This window comes from Tistrella mobilis, assembly GCF_039634785.1.
In the GTDB taxonomy this organism is placed as follows: Bacteria; Pseudomonadota; Alphaproteobacteria; order Tistrellales; family Tistrellaceae; genus Tistrella; species Tistrella mobilis.
In genome coordinates this window covers 123,776-143,980 of sequence record NZ_JBBIAB010000006.1, presented here as the reverse complement: position 1 = coordinate 143,980, position 20,205 = coordinate 123,776, and the positions used below count along the sequence as shown (strand labels likewise).

General features: G+C 69.4%; 20 protein-coding genes. 18 read left to right on the top strand and 2 right to left on the bottom strand.

Going from position 1 to position 20,205, the window contains the following annotated elements:
• The first annotated feature begins 174 nt into the window (after positions 1 to 174).
• Positions 175 to 732 carry a winged helix-turn-helix transcriptional regulator gene (locus WI697_RS10525; RefSeq protein ID WP_062767948.1) on the top strand — a complete coding sequence of 186 codons (558 nt, stop codon included), beginning with the start codon at positions 175 to 177 and terminating at the stop codon, positions 730 to 732.
• A 68-nt stretch (positions 733 to 800) separates the two neighbouring features.
• On the opposite strand, the gene WI697_RS10520 is transcribed toward WI697_RS10525, so the two are convergent.
• Entirely contained in the window at positions 801 to 1,334 is a 534-nt protein-coding gene (locus WI697_RS10520; protein WP_322108084.1) for an Mpo1 family 2-hydroxy fatty acid dioxygenase, read from the bottom strand.
• Between the two features lie 252 nt (positions 1,335 to 1,586).
• Here WI697_RS10520 and WI697_RS10515 point away from each other — a divergent pair, with 252 nt between their 5' ends.
• Positions 1,587 to 2,549: a D-2-hydroxyacid dehydrogenase gene (locus WI697_RS10515; protein WP_345958413.1), complete on the top strand. Its 963-nt coding sequence runs from the start codon at positions 1,587 to 1,589 to the stop codon at positions 2,547 to 2,549.
• Positions 2,550 to 2,568: 19 nt separating this feature from the next.
• Here the strand turns inward: WI697_RS10515 and WI697_RS10510 are convergent, their stop codons facing one another.
• A complete protein-coding gene (locus WI697_RS10510) occupies positions 2,569 to 4,101 on the bottom strand; it encodes a hypothetical protein (RefSeq protein WP_345958412.1) in 1,533 nt (510 codons plus the stop codon).
• A 486-nt stretch (positions 4,102 to 4,587) separates the two neighbouring features.
• Between WI697_RS10510 and WI697_RS10505 the strand changes: the two genes are divergently transcribed.
• The 16 genes from WI697_RS10505 to WI697_RS10430 all read left to right on the top strand — a co-directional run bounded on the left by WI697_RS10505 (position 4,588) and on the right by WI697_RS10430 (position 20,197).
• Positions 4,588 to 5,598, top strand: a complete 1,011-nt coding sequence (locus WI697_RS10505; RefSeq protein WP_345958411.1) for an isopenicillin N synthase family dioxygenase — start codon at positions 4,588 to 4,590, stop codon at positions 5,596 to 5,598.
• A gap of 46 nt (positions 5,599 to 5,644) precedes the next feature.
• Positions 5,645 to 6,034: a VOC family protein gene (locus tag WI697_RS10500; RefSeq protein ID WP_014748002.1), complete on the top strand. Its 390-nt coding sequence runs from the start codon at positions 5,645 to 5,647 to the stop codon at positions 6,032 to 6,034.
• A 74-nt stretch (positions 6,035 to 6,108) separates the two neighbouring features.
• Positions 6,109 to 7,203 carry a BMP family ABC transporter substrate-binding protein gene (locus WI697_RS10495; protein ID WP_345958410.1) on the top strand — a complete coding sequence of 365 codons (1,095 nt, stop codon included), beginning with the start codon at positions 6,109 to 6,111 and terminating at the stop codon, positions 7,201 to 7,203.
• 56 nt (positions 7,204 to 7,259) lie between these two features.
• A complete protein-coding gene (locus WI697_RS10490; RefSeq protein WP_345958557.1) occupies positions 7,260 to 8,801 on the top strand; it encodes an ABC transporter ATP-binding protein in 1,542 nt (513 codons plus the stop codon).
• Complete coding sequence (locus tag WI697_RS10485) at positions 8,794 to 9,924, top strand: ABC transporter permease (RefSeq protein ID WP_345958409.1); 1,131 nt, start codon at positions 8,794 to 8,796, stop codon at positions 9,922 to 9,924. Before WI697_RS10490 ends, WI697_RS10485 begins: the two co-directional genes overlap by 8 nt.
• Positions 9,921 to 10,853, top strand: coding sequence for an ABC transporter permease (locus tag WI697_RS10480; protein WP_345958408.1), 933 nt, complete (start codon positions 9,921 to 9,923; stop codon positions 10,851 to 10,853). The genes WI697_RS10485 and WI697_RS10480 overlap by 4 nt, the downstream gene beginning before the upstream one ends.
• 91 nt (positions 10,854 to 10,944) lie before the next feature.
• On the top strand, positions 10,945 to 12,453 hold the full coding sequence (locus WI697_RS10475) for an AMP nucleosidase (protein ID WP_345958407.1): 1,509 nt from the start codon (positions 10,945 to 10,947) through the stop codon (positions 12,451 to 12,453).
• 82 nt (positions 12,454 to 12,535) lie between these two features.
• Complete coding sequence (locus WI697_RS10470; RefSeq protein ID WP_345958406.1) at positions 12,536 to 12,853, top strand: hypothetical protein; 318 nt, start codon at positions 12,536 to 12,538, stop codon at positions 12,851 to 12,853.
• Between the two features lie 224 nt (positions 12,854 to 13,077).
• Entirely contained in the window at positions 13,078 to 13,332 is a 255-nt protein-coding gene (locus tag WI697_RS10465) for a type II toxin-antitoxin system HicA family toxin (RefSeq protein ID WP_345958405.1), read from the top strand.
• Complete coding sequence (locus WI697_RS10460; protein WP_345958404.1) at positions 13,329 to 13,679, top strand: type II toxin-antitoxin system HicB family antitoxin; 351 nt, start codon at positions 13,329 to 13,331, stop codon at positions 13,677 to 13,679. Before WI697_RS10465 ends, WI697_RS10460 begins: the two co-directional genes overlap by 4 nt.
• A 139-nt stretch (positions 13,680 to 13,818) precedes the next feature.
• Positions 13,819 to 15,108 carry a bifunctional alpha/beta hydrolase/OsmC family protein gene (locus tag WI697_RS10455; RefSeq protein WP_345958403.1) on the top strand — a complete coding sequence of 430 codons (1,290 nt, stop codon included), beginning with the start codon at positions 13,819 to 13,821 and terminating at the stop codon, positions 15,106 to 15,108.
• Positions 15,105 to 16,064, top strand: a complete 960-nt coding sequence (locus WI697_RS10450; RefSeq protein WP_345958402.1) for an alpha/beta fold hydrolase — start codon at positions 15,105 to 15,107, stop codon at positions 16,062 to 16,064. Before WI697_RS10455 ends, WI697_RS10450 begins: the two co-directional genes overlap by 4 nt.
• A gap of 163 nt (positions 16,065 to 16,227) precedes the next feature.
• Positions 16,228 to 17,202, top strand: a complete 975-nt coding sequence (locus tag WI697_RS10445) for an aldo/keto reductase (RefSeq protein ID WP_322108085.1) — start codon at positions 16,228 to 16,230, stop codon at positions 17,200 to 17,202.
• A gap of 27 nt (positions 17,203 to 17,229) precedes the next feature.
• On the top strand, positions 17,230 to 17,826 hold the full coding sequence (locus tag WI697_RS10440) for a TetR/AcrR family transcriptional regulator (RefSeq protein WP_345958401.1): 597 nt from the start codon (positions 17,230 to 17,232) through the stop codon (positions 17,824 to 17,826).
• Between the two features lie 95 nt (positions 17,827 to 17,921).
• The gene (locus tag WI697_RS10435; protein ID WP_345958400.1) at positions 17,922 to 18,914 is read left to right on the top strand and encodes a helix-turn-helix transcriptional regulator; all 993 of its coding nucleotides are present in this window, start codon (positions 17,922 to 17,924) and stop codon (positions 18,912 to 18,914) included.
• Between the two features lie 89 nt (positions 18,915 to 19,003).
• Positions 19,004 to 20,197, top strand: coding sequence for an MFS transporter (locus WI697_RS10430; RefSeq protein WP_345958399.1), 1,194 nt, complete (start codon positions 19,004 to 19,006; stop codon positions 20,195 to 20,197).
• Positions 20,198 to 20,205 lie beyond the last annotated feature (8 nt).

Below are 20,205 nucleotides of genomic sequence, written 5' to 3'. Positions count from 1 at the left end.
CCAAGGGCGACCGTCGTTCGATGCGGGCGCCCGTCCTGTCGGTTCAGGTAGTCCGTTCCTTATCGGAACCCTGTATTGACAGAGTGCGTTCCAAATCGGAACCTGTCAAGCGCATCAAGGTCGGGATCGCCTGGCCCCGATGCACCCCCCGAAGACCCTGGGAGAGCCCGCCCGATGCGGTGGAACGAGTTGGACGAGGAGCATTGCTCGATCGCGCGCACCCTCTCGATCATCGGCGATCGCTGGACGCTGCTGATCCTGAGGGAATGCTTCATGCGCGTGCGCCGGTTCGAGTATTTCCAGAACCGGCTGGGCATCACCCGCCATGTCCTCGCCGACCGGCTGCGCAAGCTGGTCGAGGCGGGGTTGCTGGTGCGCGTGCCCTATCAGGAACGGCCGCTGCGCGAGGAATACCGGCTGACGGAAAAGGGGCTCGACATCTATCCGGTGCTGATGTCGATCCTGAGCTGGGGCGATCGCTGGCGCACCGACAGCGAGGGCGTGCCGGTGCTGCACCGCCATCTGGACTGCGGCCACCACTTCCGCCCGGTGGTCTCGTGCTCGGAATGCGGCGAGCCGCTGGATCCGCGCCGCGTCTCTCCCGAACCCGGCCCCGGCATCACCGACGAGGCGGCGCTGCGCTATTTCACCTTCGGCCGCCACGGCTCGTCGGGCGCCCTGCCGGCACATCCGCGCCCCACCCCCACCAACGACGACGGGGCGGTGGACTGACCACCGCCCCGTCGGGCAGACATGCCGGATGCTATGACGTCAGTGCGGCCTCACCGGATGCTGTAATGTCAGTGCGGCCTCACCGGCCGACGGCGTTCGCGCACCCGCAGCGGGCCGACCCGCGCCTCGATCGCGGCTGCGACCTCGCGGCGCAGGCCGATCATGAAAGCGGTTTCCGAGACCACGAAGAGCGGGCCGATCAGCAGCCCGGCCACATCGTCCAGAAAGGCGGGCTTGCGGCCTTCGAAAACATGGCCCACCGCCTGGAAGATCCAGCCCACGACGAACAGGCCCAACCCCCAGCCCAGCCAGACGCCGGTGCTGCGATCGGCCAGCGCATCGCCGGTGACCACGGCCGCCGTCAGCAGCACGGTCATCACCGCGCCGAAGCGCAGATCCAGGCCCAGATACCAGGCGGCAGCCAGCCCCGCCACCACCATGGCCGGATTGAGATGGACCGCCCCCAGATCCAGCGTCGGCCGCGACAGCAGGATCGCGACCGCGACCACGATCATCGGAATGCCGATGAGATGGGTGATCAGATTGCGGGCATCACGGTGATAGGCGCCATAGCCGGCCAGCCGGTCGACCAGCCGTTCCAGACCCCGCGGCGCTGCGGGCTCAATGTTGTACATTGCAACTGCCTCCTCCACTGCCGCCCGCGGTTGCCCCGCCGGTCGCCATTCTTTGAGTGTCAAGGATATGCCGTCCGGGGCGCCGCGTCGCCAGAGGAAATCTCCATGCAGCATCACCCGAAACGTGACCCTCTGAAGGGGGTACCGGGAAACCGCGGGCACGGGTAGTCTGCGAGCAGTCACTCTACCCTGTCGATGAAGCCCGAGGAGACGGCCCGCATGCGCATCGCCATCTGGACCCCGAATGCCCGCGACCTGATCGCCGACCGCGTCGCCGCGGCCGGACACGAGCCGGCGGTGGCCCAGAACGGCGAGGATTTCGCCCGCATCCTGGCCGAGGGCGTCGACATGGTGGCGATGATCTCGCAATTCTGGTCGCCCAAGGTGCGCGATCTGGCCGCGGCGGCGATGCCGCGGCTGAAACTGGTTCAGCTGCTGACGGCCGGTTTCGACCCGCTGGATGCCCATGGCGTGCCCGCCGGGCTGATGGTCGCCAATGCCGGCGGCTCGTATTCGCCGACCGTCGCCGAACATGCCGTCGCCATGATGCTCGCCCTGCTCCGCCGCCTGCCGCAGGCCGGCATCGCCCAGGCGCATCAGAACTGGGATCGGGGCATCCTGCGCGAGATGGGGTCGCTGGAAGGCCGCACCGTCACCATGCTCGGCTTCGGCTCGATCGGCGAAGAGACGGCGAAGCGGCTGAAGCCGTTCGGCGCCCGCATCATCGCGGTCACCCGCAGCGCCCGGCCGCATGATCTGGCCGACGAGGCCGTGCGGATCGACGATCTGGCAACGGTTCTGCCCCGCAGCGACGTGCTCTATGCCTGCCTGCCGCTGGGCGATGCCACCCGCGGGCTGATCGGGCGCCAGGTGCTGGCCGCGCTGCCCCGTCATGCCCTGGTGATCAATGTCGCCCGCGGCCCCGTCATCGACCAGACCGCCCTGCTCGAAGCCCTGCTCTCGGGCTCGATCGCCGGCGCCGGCATCGATGTCGCCGACCCCGAACCGCTGCCCGCCGATGCCCCCCTCTGGCGCGCGCCCAACCTGATCATCACCCCCCATGTCGCGGGCGGCGGATCGGGCGCCATCGACGAGCGCCTGGCCGCCGTCACCATGACCAACCTCGCCCGCCTTCAGGCGGGCGAGGCGATCCTGCATCCGGTGCAGCCGCGGGTGGGGTGATGCAGGCCGGAACGGCGGTTCAGGTGCCGATGCTGGTGACCGACCAGGTCGATGCCTGAACGCCCGACCCCGGCACGATCTGCACGGAACTGCCGCCGGTCACCCGCACTTCCAGCGTCGCCGTGACACCGGCGGCGAGCGTGGTGGCGACGATGCCGCCGATGGCGAGGTCACCGGCCGCGCCGGCCGTGCGGGTGTCGATCATCAGCCGGGTGCCGTCGTCGAGCACCGCCTCCAGCTCCACCGTCTGGCCGGCCGACACGCCCGACAGCAGCAGGGCGGCCGCGATCTGGTAGCGCGCCGTCACCACGGTGACGAAGCGGCCGCCATTCATCTGCTCGCCCGAGGTCCAGGGGCTCGGCCGGTCGTAGATCCGCGTCCAGCTTGCCGTGTCGAGCGCGATCCAGCTGCCGGTCGACAGGGTGAAGGCCGCGCTGAGCCGCTCGGCGCCGCCCGTGGCTGTCTCGAACACCCGGATGTCTTCCCCCGCCTGCAGCAGGATCTTGTTGTTGGCGATGGTCGCCCCGGCATCGATGTCGAAGCTGCCGTTGACATAGGTGATCTGGCCGGTGTTCTCGCGGAACCAGGCCGTGGGGCCAAGCCGCAGCGTGGTATGTGCGGTCGATCCGCCCGCCGCCTCGCCGGTCACGAACAGCGCCGAAGAGGTCACCCGCCCGCCGATGTCCACGATGCGCGAGCCGGCGGCGACATTGCCGTAGACGTTCAGGCGCACGAAAGCCCCGGACAGCACGCTGAAGCGGGTGGTGCCACCATCGGTGACGCTTTCCACCGCAAGACCGGTGCCGCCTTCGGGCATCCGGCTCACGGTGCCGATGATGGTGTTGTAGTAGAAGCTGTCGGCGGTCGAGCCGGCCGCGCGGCGGAAGCGCAGACCCCAGCCGCAATCGGTCGCGCGGATGCCGATCAGGATGTTGCTCTCGTTGAAACCGCCGTCGACATTGACGAAGTCGAAGCCGGTGCCGGCGGGCAGCGCGCGGGTCTCGACATTCTCGACCCGGCTGTGGCGGGCATTGCGGAAGACCAGACCCGAGGCGCCGGTGGTATCGGTCAGCTGGCCGCCGTCGATCGTCAGCCCCGAGATACCGGTGCCGTCGACCTGGCCCGACAGCGTCACGCCGGCAGCCGTATTCGCAAGCGTCAGGACCGAAAGCCCCATGCCGTCGCCGATCAGGCGCTTGCCTTCCAGAACATGCATGTCGGCCAGGCTCCAGCTGCCCACGGGGATGCGGACCACATCGGCCACCTCCAGCGCCGCGGCAAGGCCGGGGCTGGCGCTGCCGTCCGCCGAACGGATGAACCACGGCAGGTCGGCGATCGCCGACCAGATCCGGATCCAGCGCCCGGTCCCGCCCGCCGTCGGCTGAAAGACGGTGCCACGGTCGGGCGTCGCCGTGCTGGCGGCATCCCACTGAAACACACCGCCGCCCCCGTCATTCACCACATTGCGCCCCAGAATCTGCGCGGGCCCCCGCCAACCTGCAGGAATCGCCAGAAGATCCGCCAGCGTATCGACCACGATCATGTCAGCCATGTCTTCGCTCCATCTTTCCGGATGCCGATCCATCCGAAATCACGCAGCGAGAATGCCCCGCGGGTTCTGTCGTCGGCACGCGATCATCTGTTGCAACATGTTGCAGCGCGGCCGCGGAAGCCTCATGACCAGGATCTGAACGAAAAACAGGCAAAATGACGAGGAATCGGGCAAGCGCATAATTTTTATGCAGTCATCCCCGGTTCCGGCCGCATTTTCTGACCAGTTGGTCAGGGTTTCCGCCACCATGCCATGGCAGGGTCGCGCCCGTGCCATGGCATGGCTTTTGCTAGCCTTGCCAGGTGCCAGTGCCCCCGGGGAGACGGGGGTGGTGATGCAATGCCCCCGCATGCGCACACGGCGATGACGATCCGGACCCGGGGCCCAGCCGGGGCCGGTGAGACGTCGCCGCAAACGCCAAGCAAAGACAGCGCCGGCGCGCGACGAACGATGCCGGACGGTGGTCCCCGCGTTGTGGAGGCAGTCATGCCACTCGAGAACGTTCCCATCATCGATCTTGCGGGCTATTACGACGGCACGCCCGACGGCAAGGCGAAGGTCGCCGCCGAGGTCGGCCGCGCCTGCCGCGATATCGGCTTCATGGTCGTCACCGGCCATCAGGTGCCGGCGGATCTGGTCGCCTCGACCTACGACATCTCGCGGCAGTTCTTCGACCTGCCCGAACCGGTGAAGCGCAAGGTCGCCCAGCCCTCGCCCGATCAGGTCCGCGGCTATAGCGGGCTCTGCGAAGAGGGGCTGTCCTACAGCCTGGACGATCCCACCCCGCCCGACCTGAAAGAGAGTTTCTCGGTCGGCCCGATCGACGTGCCCCGGGATGATCCCTATTTCACCGAGGGATCGGCGGCGGTGCATTTCGCGCCCAATCTCTGGCCCGATCAGGATCTGCCGGCGCTGCGCCCGATCTGGGAGGCCTATTTCAAGAGCCAGGAGACGCTGGCCGCCGATCTGATGCGGCTGTTCGCGCTGGCGCTCGACCTGCCCGAGAGCTTCTTCGACGACAAGATCGACCGTCATATCAGCATGTTCCGGGTGCTGAACTATCCCGATCAGAAAGACGAGCCGCTGCCCGGCCAGATGCGCGCCGGTGCCCATTCCGACTATGGCAGCCTGACGATCGTGCGTCAGGAAGACCGGCCGGGCGGGCTGCAGGTGCGCAACAAGCTGGGCGAATGGGTCGACGTGCCCTTCATCCCCGGCTCCTTCGTCGTCAATATCGGCGATCTGATGATGCAGTGGACCAACGACACCTGGATTTCGACCATGCACCGGGTGATCAATCCGCCGCGCGACCGGGCGCTCGACAGCCGGCGCATCTCGCTGGTCTTCTTCCACCAGCCGAATTACGACGCGATGGTGTCGTGCCTGGAAAGCTGCGAAGGCCCCGGCAATCCGGCGAAATACGCGCCGGTCTCGTCCGGCGATCATCTCTACATGAAGTTCACCAAGCAGACCGCCCAGGGCCGCGACGCCGCCTGAGCGGCGCCGCCCCTCCCGCATTCGTCCCGAGTTGGAGCGACGCCCGATGGCGCATCTGAGCTATGTGAACGTCTTCGCCCGCGACGTGGTCGCGTTGTCGGGCTTCTATTCCGAGGTCTTCGGCTTCCCCGAAATCGAGGCGATCCGCTCGCCGATCTTCCGGGGGATTGATGCCGGCGGCACCGCGATCGGCTTCAATGCGCTCGACGCCTACGAGCTGCTGAAACTGCAGGATTTCGCCGAGACCAAGGGCGTCAAATTCCTGCTCAACATCGATGTCGACACGGTCGACGAGGTCGATGCCATGGTCCCGAAGGCCGTCGAAAAGGGTGCCACGCTGATCAAGGCGCCCTATCGCACCTATTACGACTGGTATCAGGCGGTGCTGCTCGATCCCGAAGGCAATGTCTTCCGGATCAACAAGATGCTCGACTGACCGGCAGCCCTCTCTCCCATCCCCCTCCTCCACGACCTTTTCCTCTTCCACGATCTTTCCGAGGATCCGGACACATGCGGATACGCGCAGCCCTGACGGCGGCGATGATGGCGCTCGGCCTGATGTCGGCGGTGCCGGCGCCGGCCGATGCGGCGATGGGCATCAAGGGCGACCCCAAGGTTGCCTTCATCTATATCGCCCCGGTCGGGGATCTGGGCTGGACCTGGGCCCACGACCAGTCGCGCAAGGCGGTCGAAAAGGAACTCGGCGTCCAGACCGCCTATACCGAGAGCATCCCCGAGGTCACCGAGCGGGTGTCGCAGGTGATCGACCGCTATGTCGGGCGCGGTTTCAACATCATCGTCGGCACCGCCTTCGGCTATTCCGACGCCTTCAAGGAAGCCGCCGCTCGCCATCCCGAGGTGGTGTTCATGAACGCCGCCGGCTACACCTCGGCGCCCAACCTCGCCTCCTATTACGGCAAGTCCTACGAGTCGCTCTATCTGGCCGGCATGGCGGCGGGCTATGCCACGAAATCCAACAAGCTGGGCTTCGTCGCCGCCTATCCGCTGGGCCTGGTGCTGTGGAACGCCAATGCCTTCGCACTGGGCGCGCGATCGGTCAACCCCGCCGCCGAGGTCGCCGTCTCCTTCACCAACACCTGGTATGATCCGGTGCGGGAAGAGGCCGCCGCCAAGGCGCTGATCGAACAGGGCGCCGACGTCATCGGCCAGCACCAGGACACCCCCGGACCGCAGATCGCGGCCGAACGCGCCGGCGTGAAGTCGATCGGCTACAACGCCGACATGTCCTCCTCCGCCCCCAACGCCCATATCATGGCCGCCACCTGGAACTGGGGCGCCTTCGTGGTGCCGCAGATCAAAAAGGCGATCGCCGGCACCTTCGAGGGCGGCACTTATTTCGAGGGGCTGGAAACCGGCCTGGTCGACATCTCCGCCTTCACCGGCACGGCGCTGACCGACGACCAGAAGGCGAAGATCCTGGAGACCAAAACCGCCATCGCAGAGGGCAGGCTCGACATCTGGAAGGGCCCGATCAAGGACCAGACCGGCAAGGTCGTGGTCGCAGACGGTGCCACCCTCGATACCGCCCAGCTCTTCGGCATGGATTTCCTGGTCGAGGGCACCTCGGGCACGCTGCCGAAATGACCGCCGCCCTCCCCCGCGCGCCATCATCCCGCGCGCCATCCCCCCGCGCGCACCCGATGGTCGCCGCCTCCCCCACCGCAGCTGCGGCGGGGGCAGAGGCACTGTCGCTCAGCGGCATCGACAAGGCCTTCGACGGCAAGCCGGCGCTGAAAGCCGCCGGCTTCACCGCCCGGTTCGGCCAGATCCACGCCCTGTTGGGCGAGAACGGCGCCGGCAAGTCGACCCTGATGACCGTGGCGACGGGGCTCTATGCGCCCGACCGGGGCCGCGTGGCGGTGGCGGGCGTGCCGGTGCCGGGCTTCGATCCCGACATCGCCGCCGGCCTGGGCATCGCCATGGTCCACCAGCATTTCAAGCTGGTGAAGCCGTTCACGGTGGCCGAAAACCTGCGCCTCGCCTGCGCGAAAGCGCTCACCGGTCTCACCCGCACCGAAATCGCCCGCCGGATCGCGGAAGCGGGGGCGGAGGCCGGGCTCGACCTCGATCCCGAGGCGCGGGTCGCCGACCTCTCGGTCGCCGAGATGCAGCGGGTGGAGATCGTGAAGGCGCTGATCACCCGCGCCCGGATCCTGATCCTGGACGAGCCGACCGCGGTTCTGGCCGATGTCGAGGCGGCGGCCCTGCTCGCCACGCTCCGCCGCCTGGCCGACGAGGGCCGGGCGATCGTGCTGATCAGCCACAAGCTGCACGAAATCGCCGCCGTCGCCGACCGGGTGACGGTGATGCGCGCGGGCGAAACCGTCGCCGCCGACCTGCCCGCCGACGGGCTGGGCCCGGCCGAGCTTGCCCGGCTGATGGTGGGGGAGCCGGGCCCCGCCGTCACGCCCGCCCCGGCCCGGCCGGGCCAGATCCGGCTCTATGTCAACGACCTCGCCGGCCGGCGCGACGACGGCGCGCCCATGCTGCATGGCGTGCAGCTGGCCGTGCATGGCGGCGAGATCTACGGCCTTGCCGGCGTCGGCGGCAACGGCCAGACCGAGTTGGCCGAAACGATCGCCGGGCTGCGCCGCGCCGATGCCGGCCAGGTGGTGATCGACGGCCACGCCTTCGACCGCCAGCCCCCTGCCGCGCGCCGGCAGGGGGGGCTGCGCATCGTGCCGGCCGACCGTTTCGCCGCGGCCCTTGCCGCCGATCTGCCGGTGGCGCTCAACCTGGCCCTCACCGGGCTCCGCCGCGGCCGTTTCCTGCTCGACCGCAAGGCGCTGGCCGATCGCGCCCGCAAGCTGATCGCGGTCCACGGCATTGCCGGCGCCACCCCCTGGACCACGGCGCGGCTGCTGTCGGGCGGCAATGCCCAGAAACTGGTCCTGGCCCGCGAACTGGGCGATCCGGCAACCGCGGTGGTGCTGGCCCATTCGCCCACCCGCGGGCTCGACGTCCGCGCCGCCCAGGCGGTGCGCGCCAGCCTGGTCCGCGCCCGCGATGCCGGTGCCGCCGTGCTGCTGATCAGCGACGACCTGGACGAGATCCTGGCGCTGGCCGACCGGATCGGGGTGATCAACCGTGGCCGGATCGTCGGCGAGCTGCCGGGCGGGGCCGATCGCACCGCCATCGGCGCGCTGATGGTCGGCGATCAGAAGGGGCACGCCCATGGCTGACCTGACCGTTCCCGCCGGCCGCCGGCCGCGCCTGCCCGTCCGGCTGATCGCCACGCCCCGCCGCGATGTCCGGCCCCGCCACACCCTGCTCGCCCTCGCCGTCGGGCTGGGGGTGGGGCTGGGAGCGACCGTCGCCATGCTCGCCGCCGCCGGCGTGCCGCCGCGTGACGTGTTGAACGAATTCGTGATCTACACCTTCTTCAGCAGCGAAGGTCTGGCGCTGACCATGGTGGCCGCCACGCCGCTGATCGTGGTCGGGCTCGCCGCCGCAGCGGCGCTGCGCATCGGCTTCTGGAACATCGGCATCGAAGGCCAGGCCTGGATGGGTGCGATCTGCGCAACCTGGGTCGCCGTCGCCGATATCGGCACCCCGGGCGCACGCCTGCTGCTGATGGCCCTGGCCGCCATGGCCGGCGGGGCGCTGATGGCCCTGCCGCCGCTGATCCTGAAGCGCCGGCTGGGCGTCAACGAGATCATCACCACCCTGCTGCTGAATTATGTGGCGGCCCTGTTCGTGCAGCATCTGGTCTTCGGCGTCTGGAAGGATCCCGCCTCCAGCTTTCCCTATTCCGAAAGCTTCGAGCCGGGCGTGGAGCGTCTGGCCGGGCTGGGCTGGGGCAAGGTTCATGTCGGGCTGATCGTGGCGCTGGCGCTTGCCGCCCTGCTCTGGCTGGTGGCGGAACGCTCGCGCATCGGCGCCTGGGTGGCCGCGGTCGGGGCCGATGCCCGGGTCGCCTTCGCCTGCGGCCTGCCGGTCGCGGGCGTGATCGCGGGCGCCGTGCTGCTCTCGGGCGCGCTTGCCGGCCTCGGCGGCTTCATGATCGCCGCCGGCCAGGAATACCGCCTGACCCAGGCGCTGGCCACCGGCACCGGCTTCTCGGCGATCGTGATCGCCTTCCTCGCCCGCTTCGGCGTCATCCCGGTGGTGATCGTGGCGATCCTGACCGCCGGTCTCTATGTCGCGGGCGATACCGCCCAGGTCTTCTATCAGCTGCCGCGGGCGGTGGTGCTGCTGATCCAGGGCGTGATCCTGGTCTCGGTGGTCTCGGCCGACATGCTCGCCCGCTATGGCATCCGGCTGCACCGCGCAGGCCCCCATCCCGCAAGGGGGGACCGGCCATGACCGACGCCATCTTCCTGACCAACTGGGCGGCGGCGGCGCTGCCGATGACCATGCCGCTGCTGCTGGCCGCCCTCGGCACCATCCTCGCCGGGCGGGCGGGCGTGCTCAATCTCGGCACCGAAGGCATGATGATGTGCGGCGCGCTTGCCGGCGCCGTCGCGTCGCTCGCCACGGGCAGCCCGGTCGCCGGTGTCGCGGCCGCGATCCTGGCCGGGGCCGGCCTCGCCCTGGTCTTCGGCATCGCCTGCCTGATCTTCAAGGCCGATCAGGTGGTGACCGGCCTCACCCTCGCAGCGCTGGGTGCCGGCATCACCGGGCTTCTGGGCCGCGACTATGCCCAGAAGGGCGTGCCCGGCTTCCCGCGGCTGGAAGACGACGCCCTCGCCCATCTGCCCGGCATCGGCCCTGTTTTCTTCGCCCAGGACGCCCTGCTCTATGCCTGCCTGCCGCTGGCGGCGCTGGTCTGGTGGTATCTCGCCCGCACCGATGGCGGGCTGAAGCTGCGGGCGGTGGGCGAGGCGCCGGATGCCGCCGATGCGGCGGGTGTGCCGGTCACCGCCACCCGCATGGGTGCGGTTCTGGCCGGCGGCGCGCTGTCGGGCCTGGCCGGCGGCTATCTGGCACTGGCCGGCAGCCGGATGTGGATCGAGGGCATGACCAACGGCCGTGGCTGGATCGCGATCGCCGTGGTCATCCTGGCGCGCTGGAACCCGGTCGCGGCGATCGGCGGCGCGCTGCTGTTCGGCGCGGTCGATGCGCTGGTGCCCCGGCTGCAGGCCGCCGGCGTGGCGGTGCCCACCTTCATCCTGTTCATGACGCCCTATCTCGCCGCCCTGGCGGTGCTGGTGGCCACCGCCATCCTGCGCCGCGACGGCGCCATGGGCCCGGCCGCCCTGGGCCGCCCCTATTCGCGCGAGGACCGGCACTGACACAAGGGGGGCGTCACAGGCTCTTCCCTTGATACCGGCGCCATCGCACCCGATCTTGCCTGATCATATGGCGAGAACGGAGACGACCGCAGTGCCCTACCCTGAGACCACCGGCCGGGCAACCGGCAGCCGCCCGCTGGAGCTGGCACCGGCAGCGCCGCTCCAGCCCTTCCGCGATCCGGTGGCGGCGGTGGACCGGCTGGTGGAGCTGTTCGAGCGCAACACCCGCTGGCTGCGCGACGCCTTTGCCCGTCTGCTGGACGACAGCCTGCCCGATATCCGGGTGCGCGCCTTCTACCCACAGATCCGCCTGGTCACCGACAGCCACACCCGCGTGGACAGCCGGCTGTCCTATGGCTTCGTCTCGGGGCCTGGCATCCATGCCACCACCGTCACCCGCCCCGACCTGTTCCGCCGCTATCTCACCGAGCAGATCTCGCTGCTGATCCGCAATCACGACGTGCCGGTGCTGATCGGCGATTCCGACGTGCCCGTCCCGCTGCACTTCGCCTTCTGGGACGGCACCCATGTCGAAGGCGCGGCGGCGCTGCGCATCGACCGGCCGCTGGCCGACATCTTCGACCTGCCCGATCTGAAGCTGATGGACGACGCCATCGCCAACGGCACCTATGAAGCGCCCGACGGCGTGCTGCCGCTGGCCCCGTTCACGGCACCCCGGGTCGACTATTCCCTGCACCGCCTGCAGCACTATTCCGCCACCGCCGCCGAGCATTTCCAGAATTTCATCGTCTTCACCAACTACCAGTTCTATGTCGAGGAATTCTGCCGCATGGCCTCGGAGCTGCTGGCCGACGGCAGCAGCGGCTATGAAAGCTTCGTGGCCCCCGGCAACCTGGTCACCCGCGCGGGCGAAACCGGCCGCGGCCTTGCCCTGCCCGACGGCAAGCTGCCGCAGATGCCGGCCTATCACCTCACCCGTGCCGACCAGTCGGGCATCACCCTGGTCAATATCGGCGTCGGCCCCTCCAACGCCAAAACCATCACCGACCATGTGGCGGTGCTGCGCCCCCATGCCTGGCTGATGCTGGGCCATTGCGCCGGCCTCAGGAACAGCCAGCGGCTGGGCGATTACGTGCTCGCCCATGGCTATGTCCGCGACGATCACGTTCTGGATCACGACCTGCCGGTCTGGGTGCCGATCCCGCCGCTGGCCGAGGTTCAGGTGGCCCTGGAGCACGCCGTGGCCGACGTCACCGGCCTCGACGGCTATGATCTGAAGCAGGTGATGCGCACCGGCACCGTCGCCTCGATCGACAACCGCAACTGGGAACTCTGGAACCAGAGCGCGCTGGTCCAGCGCTTCTCGCAGTCGCGCGCCATCGCCCTCGACATGGAATCGGCCACCATCGCCGCCAACGGCTTCCGCTTCCGCGTGCCCTACGGCACCCTGCTCTGCGTTTCGGACAAACCCTTGCATGGCGAGCTGAAGCTGCCGGGCATGGCCACCGATTTCTACAAGCGCCAGGTGGCCCAGCATCTGGAAATCGGCATCCGGGCCATGGAGGCGCTCCGCGCCATGCCACGCGAACGTCTGCATTCCCGCAAGCTGCGCAGCTTCACCGAAACCGCATTTCAATAGGGCACCAGATCGGGGTTTCGCGGGTTGTACCTCCGGGCATGCATCGACATATGAGAGGTGCGCCCCCGAACAGGAGGACCCTATGACCAACCGGAAATCCCCCGCCGACGAGGCTGACGAGACAGCCGCCCGGGCCCATACCGACGAGCGCCTGGACGAGGCGCTTGAGGAGAGCTTCCCCGCCAGCGACCCGCCGTCCCAGACCGAGCCCGGCAACGCCCGCATCGACGACGACCCCGCCGAAGATGCGGAGACCGAAGCCGAAGAGCACGAGGAGGAACGGGTCGACGAAGCCCTGGAAGAGACCTTCCCGGCCAGCGACCCGCCCTCGCATTCGGACCCCAATTCCGGTGTGACCCGCAACCGCAAACCGGCCCCGCCGCCCGACCCGGCCCGCTGACCCCACCCGCCCCACCCCGGCGGGGACCACCACGCCGCCCCCGCGGCGGCGGGTCCCCGTCCTTTTGGGCGATAAGACGGGGCAGGGAGCGGAACGCCAGACCTCCGTTCACCATACGCGGCCGCCTCGGACCGGCCCCCATCACTAAGTGTGGAGAGATTTCACCTTTGCACCCTGCCCCCGTTTCGGCTTGAATTGGTATTAAATTATAGTACTATTCTCACATGAAAAAGCGCCATAGAGCCACGCTGGAACTGATCTTCGCCCGCCCGGTCAGCGGCTCCATCCGCTGGACCGACATCGAATTGCTGTTCACGGCTCTTGGGGCAGAAATCAGTGAGCGGGAAGGTTCGCGGGTGGGTGTGTTCCTGTTTGACGAGGTGCGCGTCTTTCATCGGCCACATCCTTCTCCTGACACTGACAAAGGCGCTGTTGCCAGCATCCGTAAGTGGCTGGAAGAGCACGGAGTAAAGCCATGAACAATGTCCTCGAAATCAATGGCGAAAAGGCAATTATCGCCTTCGACCCCGAGATCCGGATGCTGCGCGGTGAATTTATCGGCCTGAGCGGTGGAGCCGATTTCTATGCGGAAAGCGTCAACGAGCTGATTGAGGAAGGTCGAAAGTCGCTCGCCATCTATCTCGACATGTGTCGGGAAAAAGGCATCGAGCCGCGCCGCAAATTCTCGGGCAAGTTCAATGTTCGCCTTGACCCAAAGGATCATGCGGCGGCAGTCATTGCTGCGGCTGCTGCGGGCAAAAGCCTGAATGAATGGGTCGTCGGTGCGCTTCGGGAAGCGGCGGAAGAGCCGCAATATGGCGCATAAACGCATGAGCGCCGATCCTTTGGCCGTGCCTGTCGGAGCTATAGCAGGCCCGCGCCCCAAAGTCGCATGACTGGCGGTCCCCCATACCGGGCGGTAGCATGGCAGGCATCCCGTCCACCTGGCCCAAGGATGCGCGCCCATGGCCTCCCCGCCGCTCCGCCCTGAGATTGCCGGCCGTGACGGCCGGCCGCTGCCGGTTCTGGTCGACCTGCCCGAGGGCGGGGCGGTCACGGCCGGCTGGGCGATTTTCGCCCATTGCTTCACCTGCTCTGCCGCCAGCACCGCGGCCACCCGCATCGCGCGGGGGCTGGCGGCGGAAGGCTTCGGCGTGCTTCGGGTGGATTTCACCGGCAGCGGTGAAGGTTGCGAGCCGCCGGCACCCGATTTTGCCGCCGATGTCGAAGACATCATCCTGGCCGCCGGCTGGCTGGAGCGGAGCCATGCAGCGCCGGTCCTGCTGATCGGCCACAGCCTGGGCGGCACCGCCGTACTGGCGGCGGCCCCCAGGCTCGCCGCCGTGCGCGCCGTCGCCACCATCGGCGCGCCCTCCGCCCCCGAACACATTCTGCACCATCTGGGCCGCGCCGCCGATGACGCGCTCGAAGACGGCCGCGCCGTGCTGCCGCTGGGGTCGGGCACCATCACCGTCACCCGCGATTTCGTTCAGGGCGTGCGCGAGACCGATGTGCTGCGCGGCCTTGGCCGGCTGCACAAGGCGCTGCTGGTGATGCATGCGCCCCTCGACCAGACCGTCGGCATCGACGAGGCGACACGGATCTTCGTCGCCGCCCGCCATCCCAAGAGCTTCGTGTCGCTCGACACCGCCGACCATCTGCTGAACGGCGCCGCCGACGCGTCCTATGCCGCCGGCGTCATCGCCGCCTGGGCCGCGCGCTACACCCGCGACGACCAGGCCGGCCGGCGTCACGGCGCCGGCGCCGGTGCACCCGATGAAGCGGCGGTCGATGCCGCCACCGCGGCCGGCGCGCCGCCGCCCGAAGGCCGGGTGGTGGTGGCGGAAAACGGCCGGGGCAGGCTCGGCAACACCGTCCGGGTCGGCCGGCATATCCAGCTCGCCGACGAGCCGGTGGCGGTCGGCGGCCAGGATGGCGGCCCGGCACCTTACGACTATCTGCTGGCCGGACTTGGCGCCTGCACCTCGATGACCATCCGCATGTATGCCGATCGCAAGGGCTGGCCGCTTGCCCGTGTGACCGTCACCCTTGCGCATGCCAAGGTCCATGCCCGAGACTGCGCCGAGTGCGAAACCCGCGAGGGCAAGATCGACGTGATCGACCGGGAGATCCTTCTCGACGGTCCGCTCGACGACGACCAGCGCGCAAAGCTGATGGAGATTGCCGACAAATGCCCGGTTCATCGGACGCTGCATTCAGAGATTCTGGTTCGGACACGCGCGGTGACGGCGTGATCCCCGACGCCTTCGCCGATGCCGGCTTCACGGTCGAGCGTCTGGTGATGGATGACGGCGTCGCCCTCACCCTCGCCCGGATCGGCCCGCGTTACGCCGAAAGCGGCCGCCGGCCGGTGATCCTGGGCCATGGCGTCGGCTTCGCCACCCTGGCCTATCGCGGCCTCTGGCAGACGCTGTCGCGGGATCGCGAGGTGGTGGCGGTGGATCTGCGCGGCCACGGCCTGAACGCCGCCGGCATCGACGCGACCCCGCCCCAGGCCCGGCTTGCCGCCGACCAGGCCGCCATCGCCCGCCATCTTGCGGCCGAGGCCGGCACGCCGCCCGATGCCCTGTTCCATTCCTATTCCGGCGTGCTGTCGCTGCATGCCGAACAGGCCGAAGGCCGGCTCTATCATCGCCGGGTCTTCATGGAACCGCCGCTGATCCCGGCCGGCGAGATGGAGGGGGCGACAGAGGCCGCCGCCGGGCGCGATTTCATGGCCGAGCGGATGAAGCGCCGCCGCGACCGTTTCGACAGCCGCGAAGATTTCGCCCGCATCTTCCGCGAGCGGCCGGAATTCGCCTGGATGGAGCCGGGCGCCCCCGACGATCTGGCCGCCGCCGTGTTGGTGCCGGCCGAAGAGGGCGGCTTCCGCCTCGCCTGCGCCCCCGCCGTCGAAAGCGGCTTCTACAGCGGCAACACCCCCGAAGGGCTCTGGGATCTGCTCGCCCGGGCGAAGCGCGCGCCTGGGCTGGTCGCCCCCAGCCTGATGATCGCCGGCCGCCGCCCCGCCGGCATCACCGCCGATCCCTTCACCGCCGCCATCACCCCGGTGGCCGCCCGCGCCGGCGGTTTCGACCTGCTTCAGCTGGCCGACATCACCCATATGCTGCCGATGGAACGCTCCGCCTTCATCGCCGCGGCAGCCACCGCCTTTTTCGACGAACCGGCGCGGGAGGAAAGCGCCACCTGACAGCCGTGAGATGACCGCTTAAAGAATCTCACTGACAGATATTGAAATCTGTCATCACAAGGCGCATCCTCTCTTCACACCCCGATGAAGAGAGGATGGTGTCATGCCCGTATCTGTTCCCGCCCAGACCTTCACCGGCACCGCCGGCCGGCTCGACGACCCGATGACCCTGCCGGCGCTCGGCCTCGGCTGCATGGGCATGTCCGATGCCTATGGCCCGGCCGATCGCGACGAAAGCATCGCGACCGTTCATGCCGCCCTCGATGCCGGCATCTTCCTGCTGGATACCGGCGATTTCTATGGCCAGGGCCACAATGAACTGCTGATCCGCGAGGCGCTGTGGAGCCGGCGGCGCGAGGATGTGTTCATCGCGGTCAAGTTCGGCGCGCTGCGCGACCCCGAGGGCCGTTTCCTGGGCTTCGACAGCCGCCCGGCCGCGGTCAAGAATGCGCTCGCCTATACCCTGAAGCGGCTCGGCACCGATTATGTCGACCTCTATCAGCCGGCCCGGCTGGATCCCGCCGTGCCGATCGAGGACACGGTCGGCGCCGTCGCCGAGATGATCCAGGCCGGCTATGTCCGCCATCTGGGCCTCTCGGAAGTCAGCGCCCAGACGCTGGAGCGCGCCGCAGCGGTCCATCCAGTGCGCTGGCTGCAGATCGAATATTCGGTGCTCGACCGGGGCATCGAAGCCTCGATCCTGCCCGCCGCCCGCCGGCTCGGCACCGTGATCAGCGCCTATGGCGTGCTCGGCCGGGGCCTGCTTTCCACCGACTGGGCGGCGCGCAAGGCGCTGGCGGTGGGCGACTATCGCGCCCATCTGCCGCGCTTCTCGGGCGACAATCTGGAACGCAATCTGGCGCTCACCGGCGTGCTGCACGACATTGCGGCCGAATACGAGGTGACCGCCACCCAGATCGCCATCGCCTGGGTGCTGGCCCAGGGCCCGGATATCGTGCCGCTGATCGGTGCCCGCCGGCGTCACCAGCTGGCCGAAGCGATCGGGGCGCTCGACATCCGGCTCTCATCCGGCGATCTTGCCCGGATCCGCAATGCCATTCCGGCCGATGCCCCGGCCGGGACGCGCTACGCGCCCGAGCAGATGCGGATGCTGGACAGCGAGACCGGGGCCGTCTGACGCCCCGGCCCCCCGGGGAGAGATGGATTGGCCGACGGCGCGCTCACGCCCGAACAGATTCTGGACACGGCGGAGGATGTCCTCCGCCGGTTCGGGCTTCAGAAAACCACGGTCGTCGACGTGGCCCGTGCGCTTGGCGTCAGCCATGGCAGCATCTACCGCCATTTCCCCAGCAAGACCGCCCTGCGCGAGGCGGTGGCCAGCCGCTGGCTCGCCCGGGTCTCGGAACCGCTGGGCGAGATTGCCGCCGAAACCGGCCCGGCCCTGCCGCGCCTGCGCCGCTGGCTGGAACGGCTGATCCGGATCAAGCGCGGCAAGGTGCTCGACGATCCCGAGCTGTTCGCGGTCTATCACGCGCTGGCGGACGAGGCTGATGCCGTGGTTCAGGAGCATGTCGGCAAGCTGGTCGACCAGATCTCGCGCATGTTGAGCGACGGCATGGTCACGGGCGAGGTGCGGTTCAGCGACCCGCGCGCCATGGCCTGGGCGGTGCTGCGCACCACCATGGTGTTCCATCACCCCGCCCATGTCGGCCACTGGTCGCTGCCCGAAGCCGATGTCGACCGCGCCTTCGACGACATCTTCGACCTGATCACCCGCGGCCTGACCCAGCCTGAGGCCTGAGTCCACACAGGTCCCGACGTTCTGCGAATAACTATCATTATCAAATCATGATCTGCTAGTCTGGGGTCATCGCGCCACCGCCGGACCCGCCGCCCATGACCGACCATTCCGCCCTGCTTCGCCCCGCCGGTCCCGACCGCCATGAATTCCGCGTGGGGCCGCGCCTGCTCGACCGGCTGTCGACCGGCCGTCCCGGCTGGCAGGATCATGCGCTGGCGGTGGGCTCGGGCCCCGGGACAAGCGTCGGCGCCGTGCGCTTCCGGACCGCACGCCCCGGCCCCGGTCTGACCCTCACCACCAGCAGCTGCCGGCTGGCGGCGGATTACCGGTCCCGCATCGATCATGGCGGCGCGGTCGGCGTGCTCGCCTTCGGGCTGTCGGGCAGCAGCCTGTTCGGCTGCGGCCACCCCGATCCTGCCCACAAGGTCCAGGAAGGCGATGTCTGGCTGTTCCGGCTGGACGATGCGCCGATCACCCGTCTCACCCCGGCCCAGGACCGGGCCTCGATGCTCGCGGTCAAGTTCGACCTCGACCGCATCGCCACGGCGCTGGCCGAGGCGGGGATCGCGCGCCAGGGCACCGGGGCGCGGCGCCTGGGACGGATCGGCGACCGCGCCGCCCTCTCCGCCCTCACCGGCAACCCGCTCGTCTCGGCGCTCGACCGGCTCAGGGCGGAAAGCGCCGCCCTCGGCCTGCTGGCCGACTGGCTGGCGTCCGACCGGCCCGGCTCTGGCGCCGCGCCGGAGCCGGCCGCCGGCCTGCTCGCGCGCGAAGATCGCCGCGCCGTCGCCCGGGTCGCCGACCGCCTGCTGGCCGACATGGCCGAACCGCCCTCGCTCGACGAGCTGGCGGCGCTCGCCGGCATGAGCCATGTCCGCCTCAACCGCTGTTTCCGCAAGGCCTATGGCGCCACGGTCTTCGCCTGGCTGCGCGACCGCCGGCTGGATCAGGCCCGCCGCGCGCTGGAACGGGGCGAGGCCAGCGTCACCGAGATCGCCTTTCTCTGCGGCTTCAGCAGTTCCAGCCATTTCGCCGCCGCCTTCCGCGCCCGCCACGGCACCAGCCCGGCGGCGTTCCGGCGCGGATAGCGCCCCCGCCCTTTCGCCAGATGACGGCGCGCCGCCGCCGGACCGGGCATGGTCATCCGCAGACCGCCCATCCGGAGCCCGCTGCCCCCATGTCGACCCGTCCCGCGATCGCCGCCCTGCTTGCCGCCCTCACCGCCAACGGCGCCGGCCATGCCTTTCTGCTGATCACCCTGCCGCCGCTCGGCCGCGCCCGCGGTTTCGGCGATGTCGAAACCGGGCTGCTGCTCGGCCTCTCCGCCCTGCTGATGGTGGTGGCAGGCCCCGTCTGGGGGCATGTCGCCGACCGGATCGGGCGCCGGCCGGTGCTGGTGGCGGGGCTCGCCGCCGCGGCGCTCTTCCCCGCCCTGCTCGCCGCGGTTCTCGACGCCCTTGATGCCGGCCGGCTCGATGCCGGCCGCGCCTATGTCCTGCTGCTCGCGGCCCGGCTGGTTCAGGCCGCCCTGTCGGCCGGGATCATGCCCGCAGCCCAGGGGTTCCTGGCCGATGTCACCGCCCGCGACCGGCGCGCCGGGGGCATGGGGATGATGGGCGCCGCCTTCGGGTTGGGCTCGATCCTGGGCGGTATGACGGCCTGGCGTCTGGGCGGCGCCTCGCCGGTCGCGGCACTGCTGATCCTCTGCCTCGCCATCGCCGCCGGCACGCTTCTGGTCGCGCTGCTGCTGCGGGCGGCGCCGCGGCCGGCACCTGCCCTTGCAACCGCACCCGCCGCGCAGCGCCCGCCGCTCGGGCGGCTTCTGCCCTTTCTTGTCGTCACCTTCGCCGGGCTTGCCGCCTATGCCCAGCTTCAGCAGGTGACGGCGCTTCGCCTCCAGGACCAGTTCGGCCTGGGTGCCGCCGCCTCGATCGAGCGCGGCGGCGCGCTTCTCGCCCTCACCACCCTCGCCATGGTCGCAACCCAGGGCCTGGTGATCGGCCGTCTGGCCTGGGCACCCGCCCGCCTGGTGCAGACGGGCGCGCTGCTCGGCCTGATGGCCATGACGGCCGCCGCCGCTGCCCCCACCATCCTCTGGCTGCAGCTCGCCATGGTGCTGCTCGGCGCCGGTTTCGGCCTGCTGCTGCCCGGCAACCTCGCCGGGCTCAGCCTCGCCACCCCTGCGGGCGGCCAGGCCCGCGCCGCCGGCATCAACGGTATGGCCCAGGGCCTCGCCATGGCGGCGGGTCCGATGCTCGGCGCCACGCTGCACCAGCTCTCCCCCACCGCCCCCTGGTGGGCGGGCGCGGCCCTGCTCGCGGCCATCGCCGGCCTCGCCTTCCGCCGCCGCACCGAAGCTTTCGCCGGATGACGGCGGGC